The following is a 26,578-nucleotide window of genomic DNA, read 5'->3' on the forward strand; positions in this document are numbered from 1 at the left end:
GTCGATGGCAAGATTACAGCTTAAAAACGTCATCAAATCCTATGGAAGCTACGAGGCTGTGCGCGGCATTGATCTCGAGATCGAGGATAAGGAATTCGTGGTTTTTGTAGGTCCGTCCGGGTGCGGAAAGTCCACGACGTTGCGAATGATCGCCGGTCTGGAGCATATTTCCGGCGGTGAGATCATTATCGATGATCAGGTGGTCAATAAACTTGGCCCGGGCAAGCGCGATATCGCCATGGTGTTTCAGAACTATGCGCTTTATCCGCATATGACCGTGCGCGATAATATCTCCTTTTGCCTGGAGCAGCAGCGCCTGCCAAAGCCAGAAATTGAACAACGCATCAAACAGGCCGCGGAGACACTACATATCAGTGATCTCCTGGATCGTCGCCCTGGCCAGCTTTCAGGTGGCCAGAGGCAACGCGTTGCTATGGGTCGCGCCATCGTGCGCAACCCCAAGGTCTTTCTGTTTGACGAGCCCTTGTCGAACCTTGATGCCAAATTACGTGTGAAAATGCGCACTGAAATCAAGCGGCTGCACCAGCTTTTGCCGACCACGACAGTTTATGTGACCCACGATCAGATCGAAGCGATGACAATGGCTGACCGGGTCGTGGTGATGAACCAGGGATTGGTCGAACAGGCAGGTCCACCACAGGAGCTATATCTCAATCCGGCCAGTAAATTTGTCGCAGGCTTTATTGGTTCGCCATCAATGAACTTTCTCGAGGCGAGATTGGAAGGCGGGACCGATGGATTGTTTGTGGTTCTGGAAGACGGAAAACGACTTGCCGTGCCGTCGGAGAAAGCCGCCCGTTACATGTCTCTTGCTGGCAAGGCGGTGACATTTGGTATTCGCCCCGAGTCCATTTCAGCACGGCAGGAACGTCCAGGTTATGTTCCAGTCGATGTCACGATTGATTTGGTCGAGCCGCTCGGTGCTTCAACCATGATCTATTTTAATGTTGGTGCGGCAGGTCTTTGTGCCAGCATTGAACCGCAGGATGGATTGCGGGCAGGGGTTGTCATGCCGCTGTCCCTCAACATGAACCAGATGCATCTTTTCGATGCCGAGACAGGCCGTTCACTGGCAAACTGAGGTAACAGCATCACTTAGAGTTCTAGGTCAAATCAAAACCCCACGGTCGGGCGACCGTGGGGTTTTCGTTGTTTATCCCGATATTAGCGGAGAAAGTTGCAGGTGGTCGCTACAAGATAATATGATTTTTCTAGTCATGTTTATTGCCTTGCTGACCCCGATCCGTTAAACGCATGCCAACCGCGTTGCCTCGCGGACTTCTCCAAGCCAACTAAGGCCAGATCATGTGGGATAAACCTGCCTCGCGCGTTACGCTCGATGATGCAATGGAAACCTATTATCAGGAATTGTGCCTTGTTGCGCGTCGTCATGGTCATGCACCACCGGTAGCGCATGAGATCGTTCATGATCTCTATCTTCGGCTGACCGGCAACCCAAAGGCACTGGAGGGGCGTGCATCTCTCAAGGCATTTTTGATGCGGGCGTGTATTAATCTTGGAATTGATCGCTTTCGCAGAGAGAGGCTTGAGCGCCGTTTGTTTAATGGGACCGAACTCGAGGCCATGTCGGTTGCTGCGGAGTTGCCGGACGCAGAAGCGCTTGCAGACAGGCAATACCGACTTGGCCTGTTGCACAAAGCCATCCTTGAAATGTCGGTTGAGCGCAGAAGAGTGTTTCTGGCCAGCTGCATCGCCAATCTGACATCGGATGAAATTGCACAGCGTTCGGGAATTTCCCGCAACATGGTCGATCGTCATTTGAGGAAGGCTTATCTCCATTGCCTTCACGCGTTGGAGGACACACTATGACGGCAGATGAGCCAAACATAGGTAAGCTTCGTGAGCAGGCAATTGACTGGCTGCTGAAACTGCATGATGCCCCCGATGATATGAAACTCAATGCCGATTTTGAAGCTTGGGTCGCAAGTGATCCACGTCACGCAGAAGTTTACGAGCTTGTTCGATGTCTGATGGGAGATGCCTCCCGTCTGTTATCAAGCGATCCTGCCTTTGTTCACACTGCGTCCACACGCAAATCGGGCTCTTCCACGGGTCGATCGGTGGCACTGTCGCTCTGTCTAGCAATGATGACCGGAGCATTTTTTGCGCTTGATATGCCATTGCGCTTAAAAGCGGACGCCATCTCCGGCACGGCTGAAAGGCAAACGCTCAATCTGCCTGATGGATCAGAGCTGATATTGAATGCCGATACGGCGGTTTCTTTCAAATTCAGTTCGTCTGAGCGCCGGGTTGTTGTGTTGAAGGGCGAGGTTTTCGCCACAGTTGCTGCTGACAAGATGAGACCTTTCGTTGTCGAGGCAAATGGCGGAACAACGACAGCATTGGGCACAGCCTTCGACGTCGAAATGTCGAAAAATGGCACCAATGTCACCGTGCTTGAGCACAGCGTGCAGGTAGAGGCGGGAGATGCCAATCGGTCCATCCGCATCAAGGAGAACCAGAAGGTTGCATATGACGCGGAGGGGTCAATTGGTTCGATAGAAACGGTAGATCCACTTTCAATCGCGGCTTGGCGACAGGGCAGACTGGTGTTTGAAAACCGCCCGCTTTCCTCCGTTGTTGCTGAACTGGAACGTTATCTTCCTGGCCGCATCGTCATTGCAGGAGCAAAGATTGGTGAGCGGCGCATTACCGGAAGTTTTGATCTCGCTGATCCGCAAGCTGTTCTGCATGATCTGACTGTTGCTTTCGATGTTGGTGTAACGCGGTTGGGACCGTATCTGACGATGCTCCACTAGTGTTCAATATTTTCAATGGCTTGAATATGGAAGGTGAACGACTTTCAGGCAGACACTAACGTTTTTCTACAAAAAAATCTCTCTGGGTATCCCAAATCCGAAAGCTCATTCGTATCCGGGACAAGTGCAGATGATCCTGCACAATGGAGAGCTAGAAATATGACACATATGAGCCGGTCCGGTATCTTTCTTTCATTGCTGTTTAGCAGCGTCGCATTCACGAGCCCGGACTCGCCGGCATATGCCCAGCAAGTTGATATGGTTCGCGTCGATCTGCCGGCTGTTAATATGGCAAGTGCGTTGAACCGACTGGCGTCGCAATCCGGTTTGCAAATGATCTTTGATGCCTCTGTCGCCAGTGGACTCAAAAACCGGCCGGTGGCCGGAAAAATGTCGCCTCGCAATGCGCTCGATAGATTGCTGTCTGGAACTGGCATCCAATATCATTTCATTGGCGAAACCACGGTCAAGCTGCAGATTCCAGGCACGGTCACCTCCGCGGCGGATAGCGACGCGACCAATCTGCAGACGATCACCGTCATGAACAATGCGCCTTTCACCAACCCCGGCCTTAACACGGCTGAACTGGATGCAAAGGCTATCGAACGCGCGCAATCTTCGTCAGTGCGAGATCTCCTTTCGAAGATACCCGGTGTCAGTGGTACCGGTGGCGTAAGATTGGAAGGCCAGACGGTTGCGATGCGTGGATTTACCCGTCAGTCTGACGTGCGTATTCTGTTGGATGGTGCTCCTAAAAACTTCGAGCGATACGATCAGGGCACTGTTTTCATTGATCCTGAACTGCTGAAGCGGGTGGAAGTGCAAAAGGGCGCGACCTCTGTACGATATGGCAACGGCGGCTTTGGTGGCACTGTCTCCATGGAGAGCAAGACAGCCAAGGATATGCTGCGCCAGGGTAAGAGCTGGGGTTTCTGGGGGAAGACCGGATACGAAACAGCCAATAAGCAATTTGTCGAAACAGGCACGCTCTACGGCATGTCAGACTTTGGTGGTCCGATAACCTATGACGGCCTCGTATCAGCGACTTGGCGCAAATCTGACAATATGCGCGTCGGCGGAGGCGAGGTGTACGATGCCTCAAATGACGAGTTGGCAACATTCACGGCAAATGCTGGTGCCGAATACGACGGCCATGAATTGCGTGGTTCCGTGGTTTACGGCACGTCAGCAAATTGGGGCCCACCTGCTGCTATCCGCGGTCAACTGTCATTGTCAGATTATTCCATCAAAACATATGGTTATGAGCAAGCCAGACTTAGGCTGCTATCTTGGCGTGAGCTAGAAGATTTCACCTCAACACTGAAGTACAGCTATACCGGGGATAGTGACCTGGTGAATTTCAAGTCAATGGTGAGTTATTCTTCCACCTCACAGCACGGAACACGTCCAGCTATTCCTGGTTTTAACCCATCAGGCTCTTTGGGTGGTAATGAGAATGACACACAATATACCGACATAAAGTTCGAAGCGGAGAATACCTCGAATTTTGAACTGGGTGGCCTGTCGCATATGGCCAATTACGGCATCCAATATAATCATCACGACCGAGATGTATGGATGTTTGAAAAGGGGAGAGCTACCGATCCAAGCTATAACTATGGTTATTATGCGCCATGGATTTTGCCCGAAGGTACGCAAGAAACGATTTCAGCCTTTTTCCGCGATGAGATCAAAATTACCGATACATTCAAGATAACGCCTGGCTTGCGTTATGATCATGTGCGGTCAGAAGGTGTGCCGAACCTGGCGCCACGTTATAATAATCCAGCTGCCGGTCATGATTATTCAGCGATATCGCATGATGGCTTCACGCCTGCCTTGAGCATGGATTGGGATGTTACACCGGAGACCAAACTTTACGCCAACTGGGCTTACGCAATGCGTACGCCGAATATTGATGAAATCTATTCGACGCAAAGCGTGGATACAAAGGCGTCGAAGACATCCCGCGATCTCGATGTCGAGCGCAACAATAACGTCAATATCGGGATCAACCAGATGTTTGACGACTTGTTGAGTGACGGTGACAATCTGACTGTTGGTCTGGAAGGCTACTACAACCGCGTCAGTAACCCGGTTAACCGCCGCACGGGTACCAAGAACCTCGCCGGTTTAGCTTATGCCTCTGTTCCATTCTATTGGAATACGCCCGCCTTCAAGATCTGGGGTGTTGAAGCTTCCGCACACTACGAGAATGATATTCTGTTTGCGGATCTCGGTGTGTCCTGGATGAACGGCCGTCGCAATGGCTCACTTAGTGATGTAAATGGCTCAGATACTTACGCGAAAGACCTCTTTCCGCTGACAGCCGATGCGCAGTTTGGCTTTAAACTTGTAGATTACGATCTGTCATTTGGTTGGAACGGCAAGTTCGTAGACAATCAGAACCACACATCAGCTAAAATAGAACCCTTGTATGCACGTCCTGAAAGTGCCGGTTATGCAGTGCATGGATTATTCCTTGATTGGTCGCCGAAGGAGGGTCTCATGAAGGGTGGTGAAGTGCATGTAGCGTTGGATAACATCTTCGATAAAAGATACGAACCGTACCTGTCTGACGGTATTACGGCCATGCCGGGTCGCAATTTCAAGATTTCCATCAGCAGAAAATTCTAATTGAAGCCTCACCATTGATCATTACAAAGCGCGGCAGTTCCTGCCGCGTTTTCATGTTTATAGGGCTGTTGAATAAAACGTTCTGTTCGGCTAATGGAAAGCTGATTATTAAAATCCACTTTTGAACTGTAGGTCTGTGGTGTTGAGAGGCACAAAGAATTGCCATTGGTAATTCATTGTTGATCGGTTCTGAACTACATCCCACTGCCTCCGAATGAACAACCGAATTGCTGATACGGATTTACTGACACTATGGATGACGAAGCCGCAGACGTGAACAATGCGTTTCTGCGCGCGCGCAACTCCCTGTTGTGGAGTGTTTTCCGCATTGTCCGTGACAAACAAACCGCTGAGGAATTGACGCAGGAAAGTTACCTGCGTGCTCGTAAGGCGGTCTCAACCGGCGCACTTCTCAATGCCGAGGCTTTTTTGCAGCAAACGGCACGTAACCTATCGCTGGATTATCTGCGCCAAAAAAAGGTGCGCAGCGCCCACGAGGCAAGTGAAATCAGCGGCGAAGCCATTGATTTGGTGGCGGATGATCAACCGTCTGCCGAAGACAAGGTCATCCATCTCGACCGTTTGCGCGCCTACCAATCAGCGCTCGATAAATTGCCGAAACGTGTGCAACAGGTCTGGGTCTTGAGCCGTGTGGAAGGCTGGACGTACCCACAGATTGCCGAACATCTGGATGTGTCCCAGAACACCGTCTTCAATGACATGAAACATGCCATGGCGCATCTCAACGATTTCAGAAAGAGGCTGGACAAGGAATGATGTTCCGCGAAATAACGAAATCGACAATCTGTCGTTGCGGGGCTGCTTTTTTTTATGAGAAATGGTCCGCTCAAACGTCTGATTCATTGTGGGTACGCGAAGAGACCCTTGGGCAGTGTTTATGAGGAATAATGACGCGCAGATTGTTGGTTTGCAGACTGATGTGGTGATGAACGCCGCATTGGATTGGTTCGTCCATAAACAATCCGGTGTCCCTGATCCCTCACTGGATGCAGGTTTTGATACCTGGATATCCAGCGATCCAGCCCATGCGGCCGCTTATGCCGAACTTGCCGGCGTATGGCACGAATCGGAGCTGTTTTCTGCGTCGCAGCGTCATGCGCGGCAAATCGATTTGCGTGCTGTAAAACCTGCCTATTCCGTTTTTTGGAGAAAGCGCGCTCACTGGTTGTCGCTGGCGGCGGCAGTGGTGCTGTTTGTCGGCGGATATGCGGCCTATCCGGAAATCATGGTTCGATGGAGTGCCGATTATCGCACCGTCGCGGGCCAGATGCAGAAAGTCACCTTGCCAGATGGTTCCCGCATGCTGCTGAATACCGACAGCGCGGTCGAGCTTGCCTATCAAGGGCAGCAACGTGGTGTGCGTCTTATCAAGGGCGAGGCATGGTTTGATGTTGTCCATGATGCTTCGCGTCCGTTTCGGGTCAAAGGGCATTTCGGTGATGTGACCGTGAAGGGAACTGCCTTTGTTGTTCGTGCCGAGGCAAATCGGGATGTGGTTGCGCTTGAGCGCGGGCGCGTTGATGTCACCCGTGATGGCAGTGCGCAAATTGCTGTGCAGCTGCTGCCCGATCAGATGGTGGCCGTGGATGAAAAATCCATCTCAGACATAGAGCCATTTGAACCGGATGAAATGCTTGCCTGGCGCGAAGGGCGCATTGCTTTTTCAGGCAAACCTCTCGGAGCTGTGTTGGGCGATCTCGCACGTTATTATGACGGACGTGTTTTTGTTCTACGCCGAGATCTGCTTTCGGTGGCGGTGAGCGGTAACTATCGAACGGATGATGCGGTCGGCGCTATTGGCAGTATCGTCACCGCTGCAGGCGGCAAAGTCGATACGCTGCCGGGTAATTTCATAATCATTCGTTAAATTCTCAACTTTTTTTGTGAGATTGAAAAGTCTCGAACGTCGAAGGCAATGAGGCGGTACTGGCATGAAGCCAAAACCCCTTGCGTGTCAGGGCTTTCGGGGGACGGAAACTCTGTTTGGAACGACCTTCCGCACGCGGATGCAAAGTGCCGGTGACGTTTAACGTAGCCAAAGGCGTTCAGGAGTAGGGTAATGGCAGTGCAGAGCAGGAAAAGAAGCGGCAAGAATGTTGTCTCGTTGCTTCTTGCGTCGACAATTCTTGGCTACGTAGGGGTGATGGCGGTGTCAGCCGACGCTGAAGCGCAACAAAGCGGTTCAGTTGCCTCTGCAACGGTTGGCTTTAACATTCCTGCGCAGCCGCTTGGCAAAGCTCTGAACAGTTTCATCAAGTCTACAGGTTGGCAAATCGGTTATTCCTCGGCTCTGGTCGATGGAAAGCAATCGGCTATCGTGTCGGGCAAGCTGACGCCTGAGACGGCGTTGCGCACGCTGCTTTCCGGTACTGGCATTGAAATTCGCATGACTGGGCCTAAAACGGCGTCATTGCTTGCCGGCGGACAGGCGGCAGTGAGCGCAGACGGCACGATCCTGCTTGAGGCTATTCAGGTGCAGTCAAAATCCGGTCAGTCTGTTCTTGGCACAAGCTCTATTGCTGACACTGGCACCACCACAATTTCCGGCGGACAATTGAACGGCCGCACAGGCGGTAGCGGTGACGCCAATAGCGTTTTGCGCAACATGGCGAATGTTCAGTACCAAAATGAAATCAACACTGATGCAGGTGAAACAGATCAGTCGGTCATCGACCTGAAACCAAAGGAAATTTCGATTTCGGGCGCGCGTGTCTATGAAAATAATTTCATTCTCAATGGCATGGAAATCAACAATCTAACAGGAAGTGTCGATCAGTTTCGCTCAGATAGTTATTTGAATACGTCGCTTAGTACCGACTTTAATAACATGTTTGGGATGCATTCTCAGACGATATATGTGCCGATCGATTTTGTGTCTGGCACCACAGTTATCGATAGCAATGCTTCCGCCCGTTACGGCAATTTTCAGGGCGGAGTGGTCTCCTATGATCTTGAGAGTCCGTCAAAGGATCGTTGGAGAGCATCTGTTTCGTCTGATTATACAACCAGCGACTGGGCAAAATTCAATCTACTCACACCAACCGGATTAAACCCGAATGGTGTTGCACGGAATGATTATATTCGTCGTCGCTCCTCTGTTTCTGTTAGCGGTCCAATTGCGGAAAATATCGCAATTATTGGGCAATATAGCACGCAAAGCGCTGTAACTCATAAAGACAGAGCGAAGAGGTATGTGGACACCAGCCGAATAGAAGAAGATTCTGAAAGTAATTTTTATAGACTACAAGCCGTAGCTGAAACCGATGTTGGTAATTTTACCCTCGAAGGTATTTACAACAACTACGGCCAGATTTGGGAAAATACACTGTGGCGTAATACTCCCTTAAATATGGGGTCTGATGGTCTGGCAACCAAATTACAGCATGACTATGATTTCACCGATTTTAGTGTGGGCGGCGTTGCGTTTAGCAACGTAAAATTGAAATCTATCCTAAGTTATAAAAAGTCCAAAAGTTTCAATGATGCTGGGCCCAACGAAGCTAGACTTTATAATCAAAATGTTGTCCGCACCGGCACCGGTGAAATTTTGTGGTCATCGACTGAATTGGGTGACTGGTGCCAAAAAGAGCCTGGAACAACATCGATTAAGACGATGACCGCTTGTTACGAAGGTGGTTGGGGGTACAAGGATCAGGGGCAAGAACAGTGGAGCCTATCCGAAGAGCTGACTGGTGATGTTTTCCTTGGTTCGTTTACATTTGGAGCCTCTTACACAAACACTGATGCCTACCGTCGCAGGCCAGAGGAATTCACGTATAACCTCGCAAATACGACTGTTTATTCATTCCCGGCACTGATGGCGGGGGATGGATTCGTATGTAACAGCGCGGATAATTGCAGCCCAGAGCAGTTTGCCAGCACCAGGCAAATTTATAGCGCCTACGATATTCGTAAGAGCCTGAACGAATTTAATGTTTATGCTGAGTTGGACCAAACCTGGGAATGGTTCAATGTTCGCACCGGCTTGAGAGTGTCTTATGACGATTATATGCAAAATCTTGATCTCGCTCCGCGTGTCGTGGCGACGGTAACACCCTTTGAAGATTTTTCGATCGCGGCTGGCTTTAATCGATACTACAATGGTGCAACACTTGCGTACGCCCTTCGTGAACGCATTCCTCGGTACCAGATCTTCACCCGTACTCAAACTAGCGGTGTTGTTGGCGGGTGGCGACCAGGGACAACTGTTGCAGGGTATGAAAACCGAGCTTCAGGATTGGACACGCCGTATAATGACGAAATTACGTTTGGAGTTTCTGGCAAAGATCCATTGTTTGATGGTCAATGGCGGTTGCGTTTTCTAGATAGGCGTGGCCGAGATCAGTTCGCAACAGAGAAGTTGTCGACATACGTTAACAAACTTACGAATGACGCTTCTGGTTCTTACCAGTCAATATCTGGTGAATATTCAAAGGAACTGGACACCGGCAATATTGAAGCGCTTGATGCGTTATCTTTCAATGCATCGTTCACTTGGTCACGCCAAGAAAAGAGCAATAATACCTATTTTGAAAATGACTTAACAGATGAATATATTTGGTACAAAGACCAATCATATTCGGAAGCCGGTTTTAGCGTGGTAACAGGCAACATGGACATACCGATCCGTCTTCAGGCGGGCTTTGCCAGCAGTTGGTTTGACAATCGTTTGAATGTTGATGTGTCTGCCAACTACAATTTGGGCTATCGTGGTGCGCGAGATACTGGAGATACGATCACGCTTAGCGGACTACAGCATGCAATTTACGAAGATTACGACTTTTCTCCAACGCTCACCATCGATCTCTCCACAAGTTACGAAGTTTACAAGAATGAAGATCGTGGGTTGATGCTCAATATGAAAGTTGGCAACCTGTTTAATGAGACAGGCAATGCAACAACGAATATTGCCAGACCTTGGAGCATTGGCCGTACCGTTTGGGTTGGTGCCAAGGCGACGTTCTGATCGACTTCAGACATAGGAAAGATCTGCAAACCGGTGGCGAATTTTCGCTTCCGGTTTTGTGTATTTCGGACCGATCAGAAAACTAATTCGAGGTTTTTTGCCGATCATTGACGGGCGTTTCCGTTTCAAAAAAATTCGATAGAGCGCTGCCGCTCAGGAATGTTTCCGGAAAAGCCGGTTTGCCGAAGAAGTACCCCTGAACCAGCCGGATTTTGGTGTTTTTGGCCAGATAATCCAGCTCTTCGCGCAGTTCGACACCTTCTGCCACCATGCCGATGCCGAGTGCCGCGCAAACGGATTCGATAGCTTTCAGAATGTCCTGGCTGCGGGGACGTTCATGAATGGACATGATGAAAGCGCGATCCACCTTCAATTCATCGGCATCAATGTCGGCGAGAATGGAAAGCGATGAGAAACCGGTTCCGAAGTCATCAATTGAAATGCGAACGCCCAGCTGGCGCAGGCTTGGCAAAATGTCATTCTGGAAGAAACGCGCTGAAACAAGCGCCTCCTCAGTCAGTTCCACGATGAGGTTTTGACCGACTCCGGCAGCTTCAATTCTCTGTAGAAGAAGCCGCATGAAATCAGGTGAGTTGGCCTGGCGCGCGGCAACATTGAGGCTGAGTGTGATGTCATCACCAAACCTTTCCTTCATGGCGGGAAGGTCGCGGGTGATCTCATCCAACATGAAATGGGTGATCTCGCCAATCAGGCCCAATTCGCTGGCAATGCCGATAAAGTTGCCCGGCATATGAATGGTACCATTGGGCTCTACCCAGCGCACGAGCGCTTCAAAACCCTCGATCCTGCCGGTTTCAATGTCGGTCTTTGGTTGATAGGCGGCCTTGAAATGACGATCGCGGACGGCGGCGCGCAGTTTTTGTTCGGTTTCCATCCGCGCTGTCAGCGCGTCACGCATGGTGTCATCAAAATAGGCGGCACTACCCTTATGCGCGCTCTTTGCTCGATACATGGCGTTATCGGCGCTGCGCCGTAGGGTCTCGTAGTCATTGCCGTGCAGGGGGTAGATGCTGACGCCGATGGAGGCTGAGGAAAACACCTCATGGCCTTCCAGCATGAACGGCCTGCGTAATTCATCGACAATGGCATCGACGATCTTGGTGACACCAGCTTCTGAGGTCACATCGCCGATAAGCAGCAGGAACTCATCGCCACTGATGCGCGAAAGCATGTCGCGTTCGCCAATTATATCCTGAATACGGCGGGTAATGGCCAGCAGCAACTCGTCACCCAGAGCGTGGCTGTAAAAGTCGTTGACCTGCTTGAAGTTGTCGATGTCGATGAAGGCGAGTGCAAACTGTTCGCCCTCTTTTATGGTCGAGAGTTTCCACTCGACCTTTTCTTTCATGAGAGAACGGTTGGGCAGGTCGGTCAATTGGTCATGGTAGGCGCGGTGATGCAGTTCGTCTTCCGAGCGCTTTCTCCCGGTGATGTCCATCGATGTGGTGATCTGCAAACTCTCATCAAAGATGTGGGCCGGTGATGAACTCACCAGCATCACACGTTTTTCACCGTCAATGACGGTCTCATATTCAAACGACTGATTGAAGTCCTGTTCCAGGCTGCCTGTCAGACTATGGATTGGCGAAAGGCCAGATCCCATGCCCTTTGCAGGGTGAATGGCTGACGGCAGTTGTGTCGCATGTTTGCCAAAGGTTTTTTCGGCGAATTCGTTGATGACCAATGGTTCACCACTCGCGTGCTGTACCAGAACGCCGACCGGCAGGGCATCCACAATCTCCTTTAGAAGATTGGAGTTGCGTTGCGCCATCTGTTCGCTTTTGCGCAACTGCTCTCCCATTTCGCGCAAACGCCTCCCTTCAGCAGCATTCTGGCTGGCGTATCGTGTTGCGAGAGCGTGGGACACAACGACGGAAAAACGCCTGGCCAGTGCGATTTCGTCACGGCTAAAACCTTCCGATCTGGCTTCACGGATCAGCAGCAATATACCGCGCCTGTCGCGCACGCGCACAGGCACGTAGAGAACAGGGCTTTCGCGTGAAAGTCCATGCGTCTCGGCACAATCCCACTCCGAAATGCCCTTGCTGGAGAAGGTCGTAACAACCTTGCCCGACATGATTTTTGCAAAGAGCGCGCCGACCGGCCACTGGGAGTTCAGAAGTTCTGACCGCTCCGAGATAATGCAGTCCAGTCTCTTATGATCACTGTCTTCGACTTCTGCCAGCATCAGCACATGTGAGAAGGAGAACACTTTTCGTAGCGATGCAAACACCACAGAGAATGGATCGCTATCTTCCTCAATGCCCAGCAGTGTTTCCAGAGCATCCAGCAGTTGTTGTAGGTGAATGCTGGATTGGCGCAGCGTGTCGTGATCCTGATGCAGAGAGAGCAGGGCTTCGCGTAAGGTCTCGTTGCTCTCTTGCAAGCCGGAAAAGCGAGGAAGAAAAGGGCGCGTTGGAAGCATCGATTATTTTCCGAAGACCACGGCTGAAATCATCAGGTTTCCGTGTACGTTTTTGTCAAGCAAATAGCCCTGTTCGCCAAAGGTGAAGCAGCCAATAAAAGGCGTGCCGCCGAGCGTAAGACCAACTGTACGTGCAACTTCGCTAATATCGTCGCCAACCGCCAGTTTGCAGCCACCGCAATAGATCATGATGGCTCCGGAAATGGTCTTATGCTCCAGCTCAAGGTTACGTTTCGCATGGTCGGCCACGCGTCCTGCACGTGCCACGAGCTGTTGTCTGTCGCCACGCATGGCATGAATGCGCATGCCGGTTTCCAGCTCCCGGAAGGTGCGCAAACCACCTTGCGGTGAAACAGATTCCGGATGGATCAACAGATACTGACCGACGCCATCGATGTCGCCGGTATTGATGGCGATGGGGTACATTGTCGTTTCTGCCAGAATGGAGCCGCCGTCCAGCTTGGACGCGATGGCATTGTTGGACCACCGGTTGTAAACCTCGGCTGCGGGCGCACCATCGATTGTCAGGACATCACGTCCCGCGCCGTCGGTGACCACACCGCTTTCTCCAGCGCTATGGTAGCCAATGCAGGTTACCGTGCCTTGTGGACCGGACGGTTCGTAACCGCCCTGAAATGCAAAGCCGATTGGGGAGGATGGAAACATCACCGCGATAACCAAGCCATTCGATAATGCGCCGCTTGGGCCCAGAAGGTGCCATTGACCGCTGACGTCATTATCTGCCGCCGTTCCACCCATGATGGGGCAATGGTCGCCGACGATATTACGCAACCCGCGCATGACTGCTTCCTCGTGACCGGGCGTCTGATAAAGCCAGATCAGTTCGGGCAATTGGCCGGTGCAGTTACAACTATCCAGCGCCTGCAAGAGAACTTTTTCCGCAAGCTTTTCCGGGTTGTTGTCGAATGCGCCGTCTGCGACACCATATTCGCCAGCCTTATCCTCCAGGACAAGCAAACCGACTGTATCCTGGTCCCAGAACCCGTTTTCGGTCATCAGTCCGCCCGATGAGCTGCCGCCTATGATCGCTTTGCCCGAGAAATTTTCCTGTAAAAAAGCGTCAATGAGAATGCCATTGTGATCACAGCCATAGAAGGTGAATACCAGACCGTTTCCGTTGTCGGGGTTTTGCAATTGCTCGGCCAATAACGCCAAGGCGGCTATCGTATCTTGGTCATTGGCTGTGTAGCTCTTGACTTTATCCATGTCGCTCTCCCGCAAGCGCAATTGAAATACTGTATCGCCAATTCATTCAGCGGGGTGTTGCCGTTCATGGGTGAAGTGCCACTCACAACGTCGTCTATCGTATTTTGCTAAAGTAAACGCCGGGTGTAATTTTAGCCAACTTCAGATTAGGCTTAAGTATCTGTTTCTATTTTATGTCCAGTTGCACAAACCCATGATGAGCGACCGGGGCGTTGGCAGGCGTGAAGAGTGGAAACGATGTGTTGTGTTATCAAGGATTGACTTTAAGGTAGGCAAAGGATTGGGAGGACTTCAATTGCCAATAACGCGCGCCATAAAGCTGTTTTGAGGTGTTGATATTTCGCGCCGTTTCCCTTGTTTGATCATGTTACAGTTCAGGACTTAACCCGATGACCACTATTGATAATTCTTCGCTGGCTGGCGCTCTTTTTGACGCCATGTCTAACGGCAAGGCATTGGACCGCAACGCCGTTGCTCCGCTGGATGTTGAAGCGGCGTACAAGGTGCAGGCGGAGGTGTTTCGGCGCTCCGGCCGTCCGCTTGAAGGCTTAAAACTGTCGAAGCGGGCAGACGGTACCTATAGCGCGCCGCTGTTTTCGGTCATTCGTGATGACAGATATCAGTATGTCGATGGCATCGTACTGGAAGTGGAACTGGCTTTCACGCTACAGAGCGATCTGCCGCCACGCGGTGAGCCCTGGACACGGGAAGAGGTTGTCGCGGCAATCGGCACTGTTTCGATTGGTGCGGAGTTTGTCCGCAGCCGTTACGAGGGTGGCGCTGGTGGTATCTTCGCGCTTGGCCTTGCCGACAGCCTCAGCAATATTTCTTACGCAGTCGGGCCGGAACTGTCGCGTGCCATATTGGAAGATCCGGCATTCGATTCTCCGCTGAAGGTTCTGGGCAATGGCGCAACGCTTTATGATGCGCCTTCAAATCACCAGGATATCGATCCAGTTGCAGGTGTGATCGCTTACGCCAACAGCACGCCATCGCCACTCGGTTTTCTGCGCAAGGGTCAGGTTGTCACCACAGGTACTCTGTGTGGTGCTGTCAAAATCGCTGAACCGGCACGGCTTGAAATTCTGCTCGACGGCAAAACCTTCATTATCGAGGTTGCGTGATAGTCTCGCCGGTGTCGTGGTTACACGATGCCGGCATATTGACGGAACAAGGCCGGGTCGTCACAAAGCTCATCCGTTGGCATGGTTGCCTTAACCGTACCATTCTCAATAAAGCAGACACGGTCAGCCACCGCCAGCACCGCCTCTATTCGTTGCTCCACAAGCAGCACGGCTTTGCCGTTATTTTTGAGTTCGAGGATGACATCGCGAATGGTGGCAATCATTGAAGGCATCAGGCCTTCCGTTGGTTCGTCCAGCAAAACAACCGATGGATCGAGGCACAAGGCACGGGCCATGGCCAGCATCTGCTGTTCTCCACCCGATAGCGTACCTGAAACCTGTGGCAGCCGTTCTTTCAAGATGGGGAACAACCGAAATACTTCGGTCAGAATTTCGCGATCCGTTCCGCGTGCCATCAGGCCAATTTCGAGATTTTCTTCCACCGTCAGTTCTGCGAACAGACGTCTGCCCTGCGGAACATAACCAATGCCGCATTTCGGCACCTCATGCGCTGCCCATCCCGTCAGTTCCACATCATCCAACGTCACCCGGCCCGAATGAGCCGGTAACAGGCCCATAATGGCTTTCAGGGTTGTTGTTTTACCAGCCCCATTTCGGCCGAATAGACAAAGGACTTCGCCGCTGGCAAGTGACAGGGACACACTTTTTAATGTGCGGCTGCTGCCGTGGTAGACATTGAGATCCTCAAGCTTCAGCACAGGTCAATGTCCTCCCAGATAGGCGGTTTGCACTGCGCTGTTGTCGCGAATGTCATCCGGCGTTCCTGTCGCCAGCACCTGCCCGTGGTTCAATACGGTAATTCTGTCAGCCAGTTGCATGACTACATCCATATTGTGCTCTATCAATAATGTGGTGATCTGACCTGAAACGGCTTTGACCAACCCGCAGAAATTGGCAATTTCCGGGTCTGAAAGCCCCTGTGTCGGTTCATCAAGGATCAGCAGCTTCGGCTGCAAGGCTAGCCCCATCGCAACTTCCAGCAGTCGCTGGTGACCGTAAGCCAAGGCGCCTGCCGTCTCATTGGCGTATTGTGCAAGGCCAACCTGTTCGAGTACGGCGTGAACATCAGTCGAAAGCAGATTGGTATCTATTCGGCTGAACAGCCCGGTGTTCCGCCGCTGCGCAGTTTGAGCGGCAAGCGCCACATTGTCGTAGACACTCAGATTTGGATAGATGCTGGTAATCTGGAACGTGTAGGCAATTCCCTGCTTTACTCGCTCGAATGCAGGCATTGCAGTAATGTCTTTTCCGGAAAATACGACATGTCCGGAAGACGGGGCAAGTCGCCCCGACAAAAGGGATACAAAGGTCGTCTTGCCAGCCCCATTAGGGCCGATCAAGGCATGGATTTCACCTTGCGTGATCTCAAAATCCACGGCGTTGACCGCGGTCAAGCCACCGAAGCGACGGGTCAGGTTTTGTGTTGAAAGCAACGTCATGGCAGCCACTTCAACCACCTCTCACGGATGCTTCCCAAAATACCCCGAGGGAAAAACAGGATAAGAAAGACAAGCATGATGCCAGTCACCAGCATGTAAGCCGGTGTGTAATTGCTGGCGATATCGATCATGTAAAACATCGAAACGGTGCCCAGCAATGGCCCAAGTACGGTGCCGGCCCCACCCAGCAGGGTGAACAACAACGCCTCGATGGAATATTGTATCGATGCAAAAGACGACCCGATATAGGCAAAGAGCAAGGCATAGGTTGCGCCAGCCATGGCCGACAGCGAGCCCGACACTATCAGTGCCACAAGCTTCAGCCGGAATGTATCATATCCAAGCATCAGCGTCCGTGGTTCGTTTTCGCGCACGGCGATCATTGCGCGGCCCAGCGGGCTGCGCACGACAATAAAGCAGATCAAAAGCGCCACAGTCATCAACACGAAAGCAAGATTATAGCGGGTCGCGGCATCGGTCAGATCAAAGGTCACTCCGGCGAGGTCGAAGCTGCGTGCCGATTGCGGTAAAACCAGCCCTTCCTCACCACGTGTCCATTGCGAAAAATACAGGCTGGCTAAATAGGCAACCTGCGCAAACATCATGGTCACAATCATGAACGCCACACCGGTTGTGCGCAGCGAGATCAGGCCAATGAACAGAGACATAACAAATCCTGCCAGGATGCCGCACAGGAATGCGGCTGGCACGCTCCATTCCAGATGGTAGGCTGCAAGACCCGCACCATAAAGGCCGCTGGCAAAAAACAGGGCGTGGCCGAGGCTGAGAAGTCCTGTGTAACCAAAAAGAAGATTGTACCCCATGGCGAAAATGGCCAGCACCATAACGCGCGTCATGGCAAGGTGATGATACTCCGGCAGAACAAACTGCAGGCCGAAGAAGATAGCGATGACAGCAATATGGAGCAGCAGGACTTTTAAGGATGGCGCGGTGTTCATCGTGTCTTTGCCCCGAAAAGCCCTTCCGGCTTGAACACCAACACCAGTGCAACAAGCAGCGTCGACAACATCTTGGCGAGTGTTGGCGAAAAGAACATAGAAATAATGCCGTCACTTAAGCCAATCACCAAGGCTGCAACTACGGTGCCACGAATGCTGCCAAGTCCGCCGATGATGACCACGATGAAGGACAGCAGCAGGGGATCAAGCCCCATCAGATAGTGGGCTTGTCGGATGGGTACGATCAAGACAGCAGCGATCGCGGCTAGCATCGCACCGGCTGCGAAGACCAGACCGTAGACTTTGCCGATTGGAATGCCGAAGGCCTGTGCGGTTTCACTGTCAAATTGTGCTGCGCGCATGATCAGCCCAATTTTGGTTTTGGTGAGCACGAACCACGTGATGGCTAGGACGATGATTGCAGCGGCAATAACGAAGAGGTTGTAGGCCGAATATCCAAACCATGGCAGTTGCAGTCGATAGTAGAAGGGTGCCGTTACCGGACGAGCATCCGGGCCGTAGGTCAAAAGGACTGTTTGCTGGATAATGTAGAGCATGCCAATCGTCGCGACGATTGTTGCCTCGGGATTGTAGGAGAGGCGTCGCAACACGAGCCTTTCACCTGCATATGCAATGGCGCCGACGGCGAGGGGGCTGATGAGCAATGCGGCAACGAAACCAAGCGCAGGCGGAAGGCCGAGCATGGACGTCACCCACCATGCGATGACAGCACCGAGCATGAAGAACTCACCATGGGCGACATTCACCACCCGCATCACCCCGAAAACCAGCGAAAGACCAAGCGCAGTCAGCGTCAGGACTGCCGCTTGCAGCAAACCTTCCAGTGTTGCCAGTAACAGAAATGGACCGAATGCCAAAACAAGCTCCTGCGCCAAAACAAAATTCATTCAATGCTGGATAACGCATTGAATGAATTTGCATAAAGTTAAATTAACTCGATGTGAGGTAATCACGGATCAGAGCGACATTTTAGTGTAGTCGGCGGTAACTTCATAGGCGCCATCCTCAATTGAGGTCTTGTGCACTACATTCAATTTGCCGTTTTCGACCTTCGATATGTACTGGTGGCCGTAACATTGGTGGTTCTTACCATTAAACAGCTTGTCGCCCTGTGGGTGATCACGGCCCTCATCAAATTTTTCGAAGGATTCCATGGCTTCGATAAAGGCAGCCTTGTCTTGCGGTCCGCGATATCCGGCCTTTTCCATGGCTTTCTTGATGACGAACAGTGTTTCCCAGCATCCAAACATATGGGCGTAGGTGGAGATGTCTTTCGCATCGGCCGTGCTGGCGCCATTGTCATCAATGCCAATGGCATTGCGGTAAAATTTGTCCCATTCGCTCTGATCCTTCTGGGCATAACGCGGCATGCCTTCCCAGAAATAGGTTCCGTCGAGATAGGAAAGTTGTGGCGTGGCCAGATCAACGGCTTCGAGGCTGTCGATAAACCCGAAAATCTCCGGGCGTTGTGAGCCGTAGAATTGACCGAGTTCGGTCACGAAGGTCAGGACCGATGGGCCGACCATGACGTGGTAGAGAACTTCGGTGTTCGAGGGAATACGCGGCAGATATCGGGTGAAGGATGTCTCAGTTGGCGGAATAGCGATCATTTCGACAATCTCGCCACCCTGCGCTTTCATGGCTGCCGAGAAATAGTCGCGGTGATCATGGCCGAAGGCATAATCCGGGAAAATCATCGTCGCTTTTTTGCCGAGGTTTTGCGAAACCCACGGCGCCATGGCCGTGACCTGGCTGCGAACATCGGTAATGCACGGCTGGAAACAATAACGGTTCAGATTGCCGGACGCGACATGGTAGCCCTCTGAGACCACGATGTATGGCATTTTCAACTCGCCAGCACGCGGCGCGGATCCGATAACGACATGCGAGAAAAGCGTGCCGTAGATCGCATCGACCTTGTGCTGGGTTGCGAATTTTTCGACCACTTCTGCACCGCGTTTGGCGTCGGTACCATCGTCTTCAATGATGATTTCCAACGGGCGTCCGTTAATGCCGCCTTCGTCGTTGATGATTTTGGCAGCGGCCTTTGCAACACGCTCATACCAGCGACCGTAGGATGCGCCGATGCCGGTGCGGTGGAGCTGCATGCCGATCTTGATCGGTTCCGAAGTTTGCGCCTGTGAGTAGCGCACGAAGCCCGGTGCTGCAGTCGCTGCAAGGCCTGTTCCGACAACCGCGCCCATTCCCAACAGGGTAGAGCGGCGGGTAATAATGGCATTCTCGGGCTTAATGATCTTGTCGGACATGAAACTCCCCTCTCATGCAAATGGCGTAAAGATTATCCCGGCAATGCAGCCGTTCTGGCAGCACATTGCGGCTCATGATCATTGTTTGAATTTGCCGCTTTCAAGCGTACAGGCATACTCACTGGCATACGAAACGGCGACAATTCTCCTCTGTCGGACCGTGGCGGCATGTAAGGCAACTGGTTTGACCAATCTTATGACAACAGCTTTAGCCGTCGTAAACAGAGCATTTGATTTTTGGCGCTTAAAGACCACCAAATGTCGTATTTTCTTCACCTGAAACGTTTGAAGCACAAACTGTTTTAACGCTTAAAGGTTGTTTGCTGAAATTTATTCCAGTTATTGGAGTTTTGTCGGCCTTTTCGCGATCAAATGCAGCTTGCGAAACATCGTGCCTGCGTGAGATGAACCGGCTCAACGGAGCGGAAACGGGCGGGTTTTGGAGGAGGAGAGGGTGGTGAGACATTGCGGTAGCGCCCACCTGAAGCAAATCGCTGCCGTGGCGTTTCTTGTGATGATGGCAGGTGACGCCAGTGCACATGGCGCAGAGCGCGGCCTGGTCATGTTGTTGCCGACAGGGTTTTATGTCACCGGCGGTGCGCTGGCGGTATTGTTTTCATTTCTTTTGCTGGCATTTGCGCCGAGCGCCTGGTTTGCCAAAAGTGGGGGCGCCAGCATAAAAATCGCTCCATATTTCGCGGTGCAGAAGACCCCGTTCAGTTGTCTGTCTTTTCTGCTGCTGCTGCTGTGTGTTGTCGCGGGTTTTGTTGCGCCTTCCGATCCGCTAAGCAATCCTCTGCCCTTGCTGATCTGGACCGGCTGGTGGGTTGGTTTTACGCTGTTACAGGTGGTCACAGGCAGTCTTTGGCCGTGGCTTAATCCGTGGACCGGTCCAGTTGCCCTGCTTCGCAAGCTTGTTGGGCCGAGGCTAGCTAAAGCCTCACATGTGAATTTACCGGTTTCTGTCGGTTTCCTGCCGGCAATTTTGCAGTTTTCAGCTTTCGCATGGTTTGAGCTTGTCTCGCTCGCACCAGATGATCCGCCCCGGCTTTCTACCTCTGTAATTGTCTATTGGTTGGTGAATTTCACTGGCATCTTGATCTTTGGTGGAAAGGCATGGCTGTCGAGAGGTGAGCCCTTTTCAGTGTTCTTTCGCATGATCGGTATGTTGTCGCCCATTGGGGTGTCGCACTCGGAAAGCGGCAAGATGTTTGTGCTGATATTGCCGGGCGACCGTTCTCTCGTTGCTGATGCTCTACCACCAAGTGGTGTTATCTTTATTCTGCTGACATTGGCGACCGCGTCATTTGACGGTTTTTCCGAGACGTTCACCTGGCTTGGTTTCATCGATGTAAACCCGTTGGAGTTTCCCGGTCGAAGTGGCGTGATGTCTGTCAATACGTTAGGTCTGCTTGCCTCACCTGTTATTCTTGTCGTGCTGTTTTATAAAGCCGTGATCGCGGGTGCGTGGCTTGCGGGGGAAAGAGATATAACCGGATGGATGGGTCTCTCCGGGAAACTCGTTTATTCCATCATTCCCATTTCGATTGCATTTCATGCGGCGCATTATTTGACGCTTCTTCTCGTCAATGGGCAGTATCTCTTGATCATGATGTCCGACCCGTTTGCACTCGGTTGGAACCTGTTTGGCATGGCGCACTGGCATGTGACGACATCATTCCTGCTCAACATCGATGATGTCAGAATTATCTGGCTGACACAGACCGGCATTATCGTGGCAGGCCATGTGATTGGCATTGTTCTGGCGCACGCAATTGCCTTGCGTCATTTCGGTGAGGCGAAGAGAGCTGTGGTCTCGCAACTTGTGCTGGCGGCTCTCATGGTGTTTTATACCGTCTTCGGGCTTTGGTTGTTGTCCACGCCTTCGGTTGGTTGATCATACAGGCATATAAAACGGAGTGAAAAATAGCGCCGTTATTCCGCCTTTATTAATGCGCATTGCAGCACATCCACCGAGCTTTTCGGCGTGACATTTCCTGCTATCTTCAATGTAAATGAACAGCAATTCGGTGTTCCATGCCTGCACAAGAACAAGTGCCTGAACAACAGCCCGCGTCCTCGGCGATCTGGGCGTTTCTCATTCGTTTCAAGCCCTATCTGACGTCACTTGCCATCATTGCGGTTTTCGCACTGACGGCCTTCGCCATCTACCACCTAACCTCCGAAGTTCGTTACGACGAAGTCGAGACCGCGTTGCTCAGCACCAGTTGGACCTCGATCTTGCTGGCGATCGTGTTTACGGGTTTAAGTTTTGTTGCGCTGATTTGTTATGATGTAAACGCTATCGATTACATCGGCAAAAAACTGCCATTGCCAACCGTCGCGATTACCGCGTTCAGCGCCTATGCTATTGGCAATACTGCCGGTTTTGGTGCGCTGAGCGGCGGCGCGATCCGGTTTCGTGCCTATTCTCGCCTCGGACTGAACCCCGGTGAAATTGGTCGGATTATTGCGTTTGTGACGCTGTCCTTCGGGCTTGGCCTTCTTGCTGTAACAGCGCTTTCGTTGCTGATGGTCGCACCACGCGTAGCCTCGATTGTTGGGCTGGATCCACTCTGGTTGCGGATTGGCGCAGTTGTTATCGTTAGCATCATGGTCGCGTTGTTTGTTGTGGCCCGCGGTGAGCGCACCGTCAGCATTGGCTGGCTGCGTCTGCGTCTGCCGGATACACGCACGGCTTCTCGCCAGTTTCTTGTCTCAGCACTCGATATCGCGGCAACAGCCACGGCACTATATGTGCTGTTGCCTGACACCCATGTTGGCTGGCCATCGTTTTTTGCGATCTTCGCGACGGCGGTTGGTCTTGGTGTTCTGAGCCATGTGCCTGCTGGTCTTGGCGTTTTTGAAACGGTGATGATTGCCGGGCTCGGCAATGCCATTGATATCGACACGCTTCTGGGCAGCCTTGTGCTTTATCGCATCATTTATCACGTGCTGCCGCTTATGCTGGCAACTGTCCTGCTGGTGGCGAGCGAAATCCGCCAGCTTGCAGCGAGGCCACTATTTGCCGATATAGGACAGATAACGGTTCGGCTTGCGCCGTCGTTGCTCTCGACACTGGCGCTTATCGTTGGCGCCATGCTGATTTTTTCGAGCGTTACGCCAACACCTGACGATAATCTCGATTTTCTGTCGAGTATTCTGCCGCTGCCGATTGTGGAAGCTGCCCATTTCCTGTCCAGCATTCTCGGACTTGGATTGGTCGTTGCGTCACGCGGCATTGGCCAACGGCTGGATGGTGCATGGTGGGTTGGAATTATTGCAGCGTCTGCGGCACTTGTCCTATCTTTGCTGAAAGCTGTCGCCGTATTCGAGGCCATGTTTCTCGGCGTATTCATTGCGGTCATGTTGCTGAGTGCGGGGGAATTTACCCGCCATGCCTCGTTGCTGCGAATGAGAATGGGGCCAGCCTGGTTATCGGCAATAGCAATCATCATTGCCGGCGCCGCGACCATCCTGTTCTTCGTTTACCGCGATACGCAATATAGCCACTCTCTCTGGTGGGAATTCGAATTTTCCGAGGAAGCGCCGCGCAGCCTGCGTGCTCTGCTGGGGCTGGTTCTGGCATCAAGTGCCCTGGCAATTTTCAGCCTGTTGCGGCCCGTCACCTATAGACCCGATGAAATGGGGGGCGCCGATCTCGAAAAGGCGATCGCCATCGCTAAAACACAGGATATGGCCGATGCCAATCTGGTGCGGATGGCCGACAAGCACATCATGTTTTCGCAAGACGGCAATGCCTTTATCATGTATGGCATTCAGGGGCGCTCATGGATTGGTCTGACGGACCCAATCGGCGAAGAATCCGAAATGTCGGAGCTGGTTTGGCAGTTTGTGGAGACGGCGCGAGCGGCTGGCGGACGCGCCGCTTTCTATCAGGTGTCGCCGAAACTGCTTTCCTATTGCGCCGATGCCGGGCTTCGTGCGTTCAAACTGGGCGAACTCGCAATTGTCGATCTTGAGACCTTTGACTTGAAGGGCAGTCGGCTTTCGGGCCTGCGCCAGGCGTTGAACCGCGGCACGCGCGATGGACTGGCATTCAGCCTGCTGACACCGGATGAGGCAAAGTCTGTCCTTGGCAATTTGCGGGACATCTCAGATGCATGGCTTGCCCATCATAACACCCGTGAAAAGACATTCTCACTCGGATCGTTTTTGGATGAATATGTGCTGTCGCAGCCTGTTGCCGTCCTGCGCAAGGATGACAAGATTGTCGCCTTTGCCACCGTCATGGTGACTGACACCAAACAGGAAGCAACCGTAGATTTGATGCGGTTTCTGCCGGAGGCGCCACGTGGCGCGATGGACTTTCTGTTCATCAGCATCATGGAGCAAATGCGCAGCGAAGGATATCGCACCTTTAACCTCGGCATGGCTCCGCTATCGGGCATGTCAAAACGTGACATCGCACCGGTTTGGGACTGGATTGGTGGCACGCTTTTCGAGCACGGCGAAAAATTCTATAACTTCAAAGGTCTGCGTGCCTTTAAGACCAAATTTCACCCGAAATGGGAGCCGCGTTATCTTGCCGTCTCGAATGGCGCAGGAGCGGCTCTTGCCTTGATGGATGTAACGCTTCTGATTGGAGGCGGCGTGAGGGGAGTGGTTGGGAAATGAGTGTATCGCGTTTGATCTATGCTGCCCTTGGCTGCGCGTTCATGGTCCTGCCGCATACGGTGAATGCGCAGGACAAACCAAACTATCAATTGGGCATGCTGCCCCCTGGCCATATCATGCTTCCAGAGGGCGATGTGCAGGCCAACATTTTCCTGATGTCTGATGCTGGCGGATGGGGCGACGAGGAAGAAAAACAGGCGAAGGCCTTGGTTGAAAAGGGTGCTGCCGTCGTTGGTATAGACTTTCCCACCTACATGAAGGCGCTCAGTGCCGATGAAGGTGACTGCGTCTACATGATCTCCGACATCGAAGAACTGGCGCACGAAATCCAGCGCGAGGCCAAGGCACAAACCTACCGACTGCCAATCCTTGCAGGTGTTGGTGAAGGCGGTGCACTGGCATTGGCGATGATTGCGCAAAGCCCGGCATCGACCATCGGTGAAGCGATCGCCGTTGATCCGCTGGCAGGCATTCCTCTTGAAAACAGGATACTCTGCACGCCGGCGACCAAGGAAAAGGCTGGCAACCGCACTATTTATGGGCTGACAGATGGCGATCTGCCGACGCCCGTAACGGTGCTGTTTTCTATTGCTGCAAAGCAGGAAGGGCGTGACCATGCCACAGCCTTGCAAACCAAACACCCCGATATCGATATTCAGGATGTGACAGGGCAGGCGAATGATGAACTGTTGCAGGCGCTTAGTGACCGGGTGGATGCGGCCGGAGACACGGATCAACCGCTTGGTTTGCCGCTGACCATTCTCGACGCCAAACCAAGCATGGATACGATGGCTGTTATCTATTCCGGTGACGGCGGCTGGCGTGATATCGACAAGGAAATGGGTGGATATCTGGAAAAGCAAGGTATCCCGGTGGTAGGCGTGGATTCGCTGCGTTATTTCTGGTCGGAGCGTAAACCACAGGAAGCAACCGACGATCTTGCACGGATCATCGAAACCTACCGGCATCAATGGGGCGTCCATCATGTGCTTTTGGTCGGTTATTCATTCGGCGCCGATATTCTGCCTGCGCTTTACGATCTCTTGCCAGAAAAAGACAAGGAACGTGTCGCCCTGATGTCACTGATGGCACTGTCACATCAGGCTGATTACAAGGTGTCCGTGGAAGGTTGGCTTGGTATTCAGGGCGAGGGCTCTGCCGGCGATCCGGTTGACTACATCAAGAAAATGGATGCCAGCATGGTGCAATGCATCTACGGCAAGGACGACGACGAAAATGCCTGCCCTGCATTGGAAGGTTCAGGCGCCAATGTCGTTGCACTCGAAGGCGGACATCATTTTGATGGTGATTATGAAGCACTGGCCCAACGTGTTCTAACGCTGCTGAAAACGCGGCTTGGCAAATAAAAACACCGTCATCCCCCTAGGGATGACGGTATCTCAAAAGAAAATCTGTTCAGATTTACAATACGTCAGGTTTACTGAACAGATGTCAGTGTCATCGACGTGCCGGTTACGGCTGCGTTGAGGCCAACCTGGCCCTGGACGCTGATTGTCTGAAGGTGGATGGAACCAGAGGTGCCGCCAACCAGAATGTTGGTGCCGACGCCGACGCCAAGCGTGGCTTCTGCAGAAGCGCCCTGATAGAGACCGCTCAGTGAACCGCGGTGGTAACCGGCAGTGGGTGCAAATACGGCCCAGACGATGCGGCTTTTGGCGGTAAAGCCAAGGTCGATACCCATTTTACGGATAGCGCCGGTGTACTGTTCCGTCGCCTTGCGGCCGACTGTGGACTGGAATGTGCACTCTACTTCCTTTGCGGAGCCAAGTACGTAACCAACGCCACCGCCAACGGAGCAATCGAGGTAACCGATCTTCACACCGTTACGGTCGTCGTCGTTCTGATAGGCAGGATATTCTCTCGCCAAGTCAGCGGCAAAAGATGAGGTCGCACCAGCCAAAGCCAACGCAGAACCAAGCAGGGCCATGGGAACGGTCTTTTTCATGTTTTTCTCCTTGTATACCCCCAGCAGGTAAATTGTATTGCGCAA

19 protein-coding genes are annotated in these 26,578 nt (G+C 52.3%); 11 read left to right on the top strand and 8 right to left on the bottom strand.

Features of this window, described 5'->3' with window-relative positions:
- Positions 1 to 4 precede the first annotated feature (4 nt).
- The 7 genes from ACZ5FM_RS20900 (at position 5) to ACZ5FM_RS20930 (ending at position 10,425) form a co-directional block, all read left to right on the top strand.
- On the top strand, positions 5 to 1,102 hold the full coding sequence (locus ACZ5FM_RS20900) for an ABC transporter ATP-binding protein (RefSeq protein WP_464040623.1): 1,098 nt from the start codon (positions 5 to 7) through the stop codon (positions 1,100 to 1,102).
- A 224-nt stretch (positions 1,103 to 1,326) separates the two neighbouring features.
- Positions 1,327 to 1,851, top strand: coding sequence for an RNA polymerase sigma factor (locus ACZ5FM_RS20905; RefSeq protein ID WP_275642345.1), 525 nt, complete (start codon positions 1,327 to 1,329; stop codon positions 1,849 to 1,851).
- Positions 1,848 to 2,801 carry a FecR family protein gene (locus ACZ5FM_RS20910; RefSeq protein WP_464040624.1) on the top strand — a complete coding sequence of 318 codons (954 nt, stop codon included), beginning with the start codon at positions 1,848 to 1,850 and terminating at the stop codon, positions 2,799 to 2,801. The genes ACZ5FM_RS20905 and ACZ5FM_RS20910 overlap by 4 nt, the downstream gene beginning before the upstream one ends.
- Before the next feature lie 33 nt (positions 2,802 to 2,834).
- Entirely contained in the window at positions 2,835 to 5,438 is a 2,604-nt protein-coding gene (locus ACZ5FM_RS20915) for a TonB-dependent receptor (protein ID WP_464040625.1), read from the top strand.
- Between the two features lie 252 nt (positions 5,439 to 5,690).
- Positions 5,691 to 6,215 (top strand): RNA polymerase sigma factor, encoded by a 525-nt coding sequence (locus ACZ5FM_RS20920; protein ID WP_464040626.1) that lies wholly within the window; start codon positions 5,691 to 5,693, stop codon positions 6,213 to 6,215.
- A gap of 121 nt (positions 6,216 to 6,336) precedes the next feature.
- Positions 6,337 to 7,326 (top strand): FecR family protein, encoded by a 990-nt coding sequence (locus ACZ5FM_RS20925; RefSeq protein ID WP_464040627.1) that lies wholly within the window; start codon positions 6,337 to 6,339, stop codon positions 7,324 to 7,326.
- A 192-nt stretch (positions 7,327 to 7,518) separates the two neighbouring features.
- Entirely contained in the window at positions 7,519 to 10,425 is a 2,907-nt protein-coding gene (locus ACZ5FM_RS20930; protein ID WP_464040628.1) for a secretin and TonB N-terminal domain-containing protein, read from the top strand.
- A gap of 82 nt (positions 10,426 to 10,507) precedes the next feature.
- On the opposite strand, the gene ACZ5FM_RS20935 is transcribed toward ACZ5FM_RS20930, so the two are convergent.
- The gene (locus tag ACZ5FM_RS20935; RefSeq protein WP_464040629.1) at positions 10,508 to 12,871 is read right to left on the bottom strand and encodes a putative bifunctional diguanylate cyclase/phosphodiesterase; all 2,364 of its coding nucleotides are present in this window, start codon (positions 12,869 to 12,871) and stop codon (positions 10,508 to 10,510) included.
- 3 nt (positions 12,872 to 12,874) lie between these two features.
- A complete protein-coding gene (locus tag ACZ5FM_RS20940; protein WP_464040630.1) occupies positions 12,875 to 14,098 on the bottom strand; it encodes an FIST signal transduction protein in 1,224 nt (407 codons plus the stop codon).
- A gap of 389 nt (positions 14,099 to 14,487) precedes the next feature.
- Between ACZ5FM_RS20940 and ACZ5FM_RS20945 the strand changes: the two genes are divergently transcribed.
- The gene (locus ACZ5FM_RS20945) at positions 14,488 to 15,222 is read left to right on the top strand and encodes a hypothetical protein (RefSeq protein ID WP_464040631.1); all 735 of its coding nucleotides are present in this window, start codon (positions 14,488 to 14,490) and stop codon (positions 15,220 to 15,222) included.
- Between the two features lie 20 nt (positions 15,223 to 15,242).
- On the opposite strand, the gene ACZ5FM_RS20950 is transcribed toward ACZ5FM_RS20945, so the two are convergent.
- The 5 genes from ACZ5FM_RS20950 to ACZ5FM_RS20970 form a co-directional block, all read right to left on the bottom strand.
- Positions 15,243 to 15,941 carry an ABC transporter ATP-binding protein gene (locus ACZ5FM_RS20950; RefSeq protein ID WP_464040632.1) on the bottom strand — a complete coding sequence of 233 codons (699 nt, stop codon included), beginning with the start codon at positions 15,939 to 15,941 and terminating at the stop codon, positions 15,243 to 15,245.
- A gap of 3 nt (positions 15,942 to 15,944) precedes the next feature.
- A complete protein-coding gene (locus ACZ5FM_RS20955) occupies positions 15,945 to 16,682 on the bottom strand; it encodes an ABC transporter ATP-binding protein (protein WP_464040633.1) in 738 nt (245 codons plus the stop codon).
- Complete coding sequence (locus ACZ5FM_RS20960) at positions 16,679 to 17,641, bottom strand: branched-chain amino acid ABC transporter permease (protein ID WP_464040634.1); 963 nt, start codon at positions 17,639 to 17,641, stop codon at positions 16,679 to 16,681. Before ACZ5FM_RS20960 ends, ACZ5FM_RS20955 begins: the two co-directional genes overlap by 4 nt.
- A complete protein-coding gene (locus ACZ5FM_RS20965) occupies positions 17,638 to 18,519 on the bottom strand; it encodes a branched-chain amino acid ABC transporter permease (protein WP_192489236.1) in 882 nt (293 codons plus the stop codon). Before ACZ5FM_RS20965 ends, ACZ5FM_RS20960 begins: the two co-directional genes overlap by 4 nt.
- 99 nt (positions 18,520 to 18,618) lie before the next feature.
- Entirely contained in the window at positions 18,619 to 19,929 is a 1,311-nt protein-coding gene (locus ACZ5FM_RS20970) for an ABC transporter substrate-binding protein (protein WP_464040635.1), read from the bottom strand.
- 457 nt (positions 19,930 to 20,386) lie between these two features.
- Here ACZ5FM_RS20970 and ACZ5FM_RS20975 point away from each other — a divergent pair, with 457 nt between their 5' ends.
- The 3 genes from ACZ5FM_RS20975 to ACZ5FM_RS20985 all read left to right on the top strand — a co-directional run bounded on the left by ACZ5FM_RS20975 (position 20,387) and on the right by ACZ5FM_RS20985 (position 25,934).
- Positions 20,387 to 21,826, top strand: a complete 1,440-nt coding sequence (locus tag ACZ5FM_RS20975; RefSeq protein WP_464040636.1) for a hypothetical protein — start codon at positions 20,387 to 20,389, stop codon at positions 21,824 to 21,826.
- Between the two features lie 140 nt (positions 21,827 to 21,966).
- Positions 21,967 to 24,567 carry a bifunctional lysylphosphatidylglycerol flippase/synthetase MprF gene (gene mprF, locus ACZ5FM_RS20980; RefSeq protein WP_464040637.1) on the top strand — a complete coding sequence of 867 codons (2,601 nt, stop codon included), beginning with the start codon at positions 21,967 to 21,969 and terminating at the stop codon, positions 24,565 to 24,567.
- A complete protein-coding gene (locus ACZ5FM_RS20985; protein ID WP_464040638.1) occupies positions 24,564 to 25,934 on the top strand; it encodes a virulence factor family protein in 1,371 nt (456 codons plus the stop codon). Before mprF ends, ACZ5FM_RS20985 begins: the two co-directional genes overlap by 4 nt.
- 71 nt (positions 25,935 to 26,005) lie before the next feature.
- Here the strand turns inward: ACZ5FM_RS20985 and ACZ5FM_RS20990 are convergent, their stop codons facing one another.
- Positions 26,006 to 26,533 (bottom strand): DUF992 domain-containing protein, encoded by a 528-nt coding sequence (locus ACZ5FM_RS20990; RefSeq protein ID WP_192489230.1) that lies wholly within the window; start codon positions 26,531 to 26,533, stop codon positions 26,006 to 26,008.
- Positions 26,534 to 26,578 lie beyond the last annotated feature (45 nt).

This window comes from Agrobacterium sp. 5Ca50 (assembly GCF_055381905.1).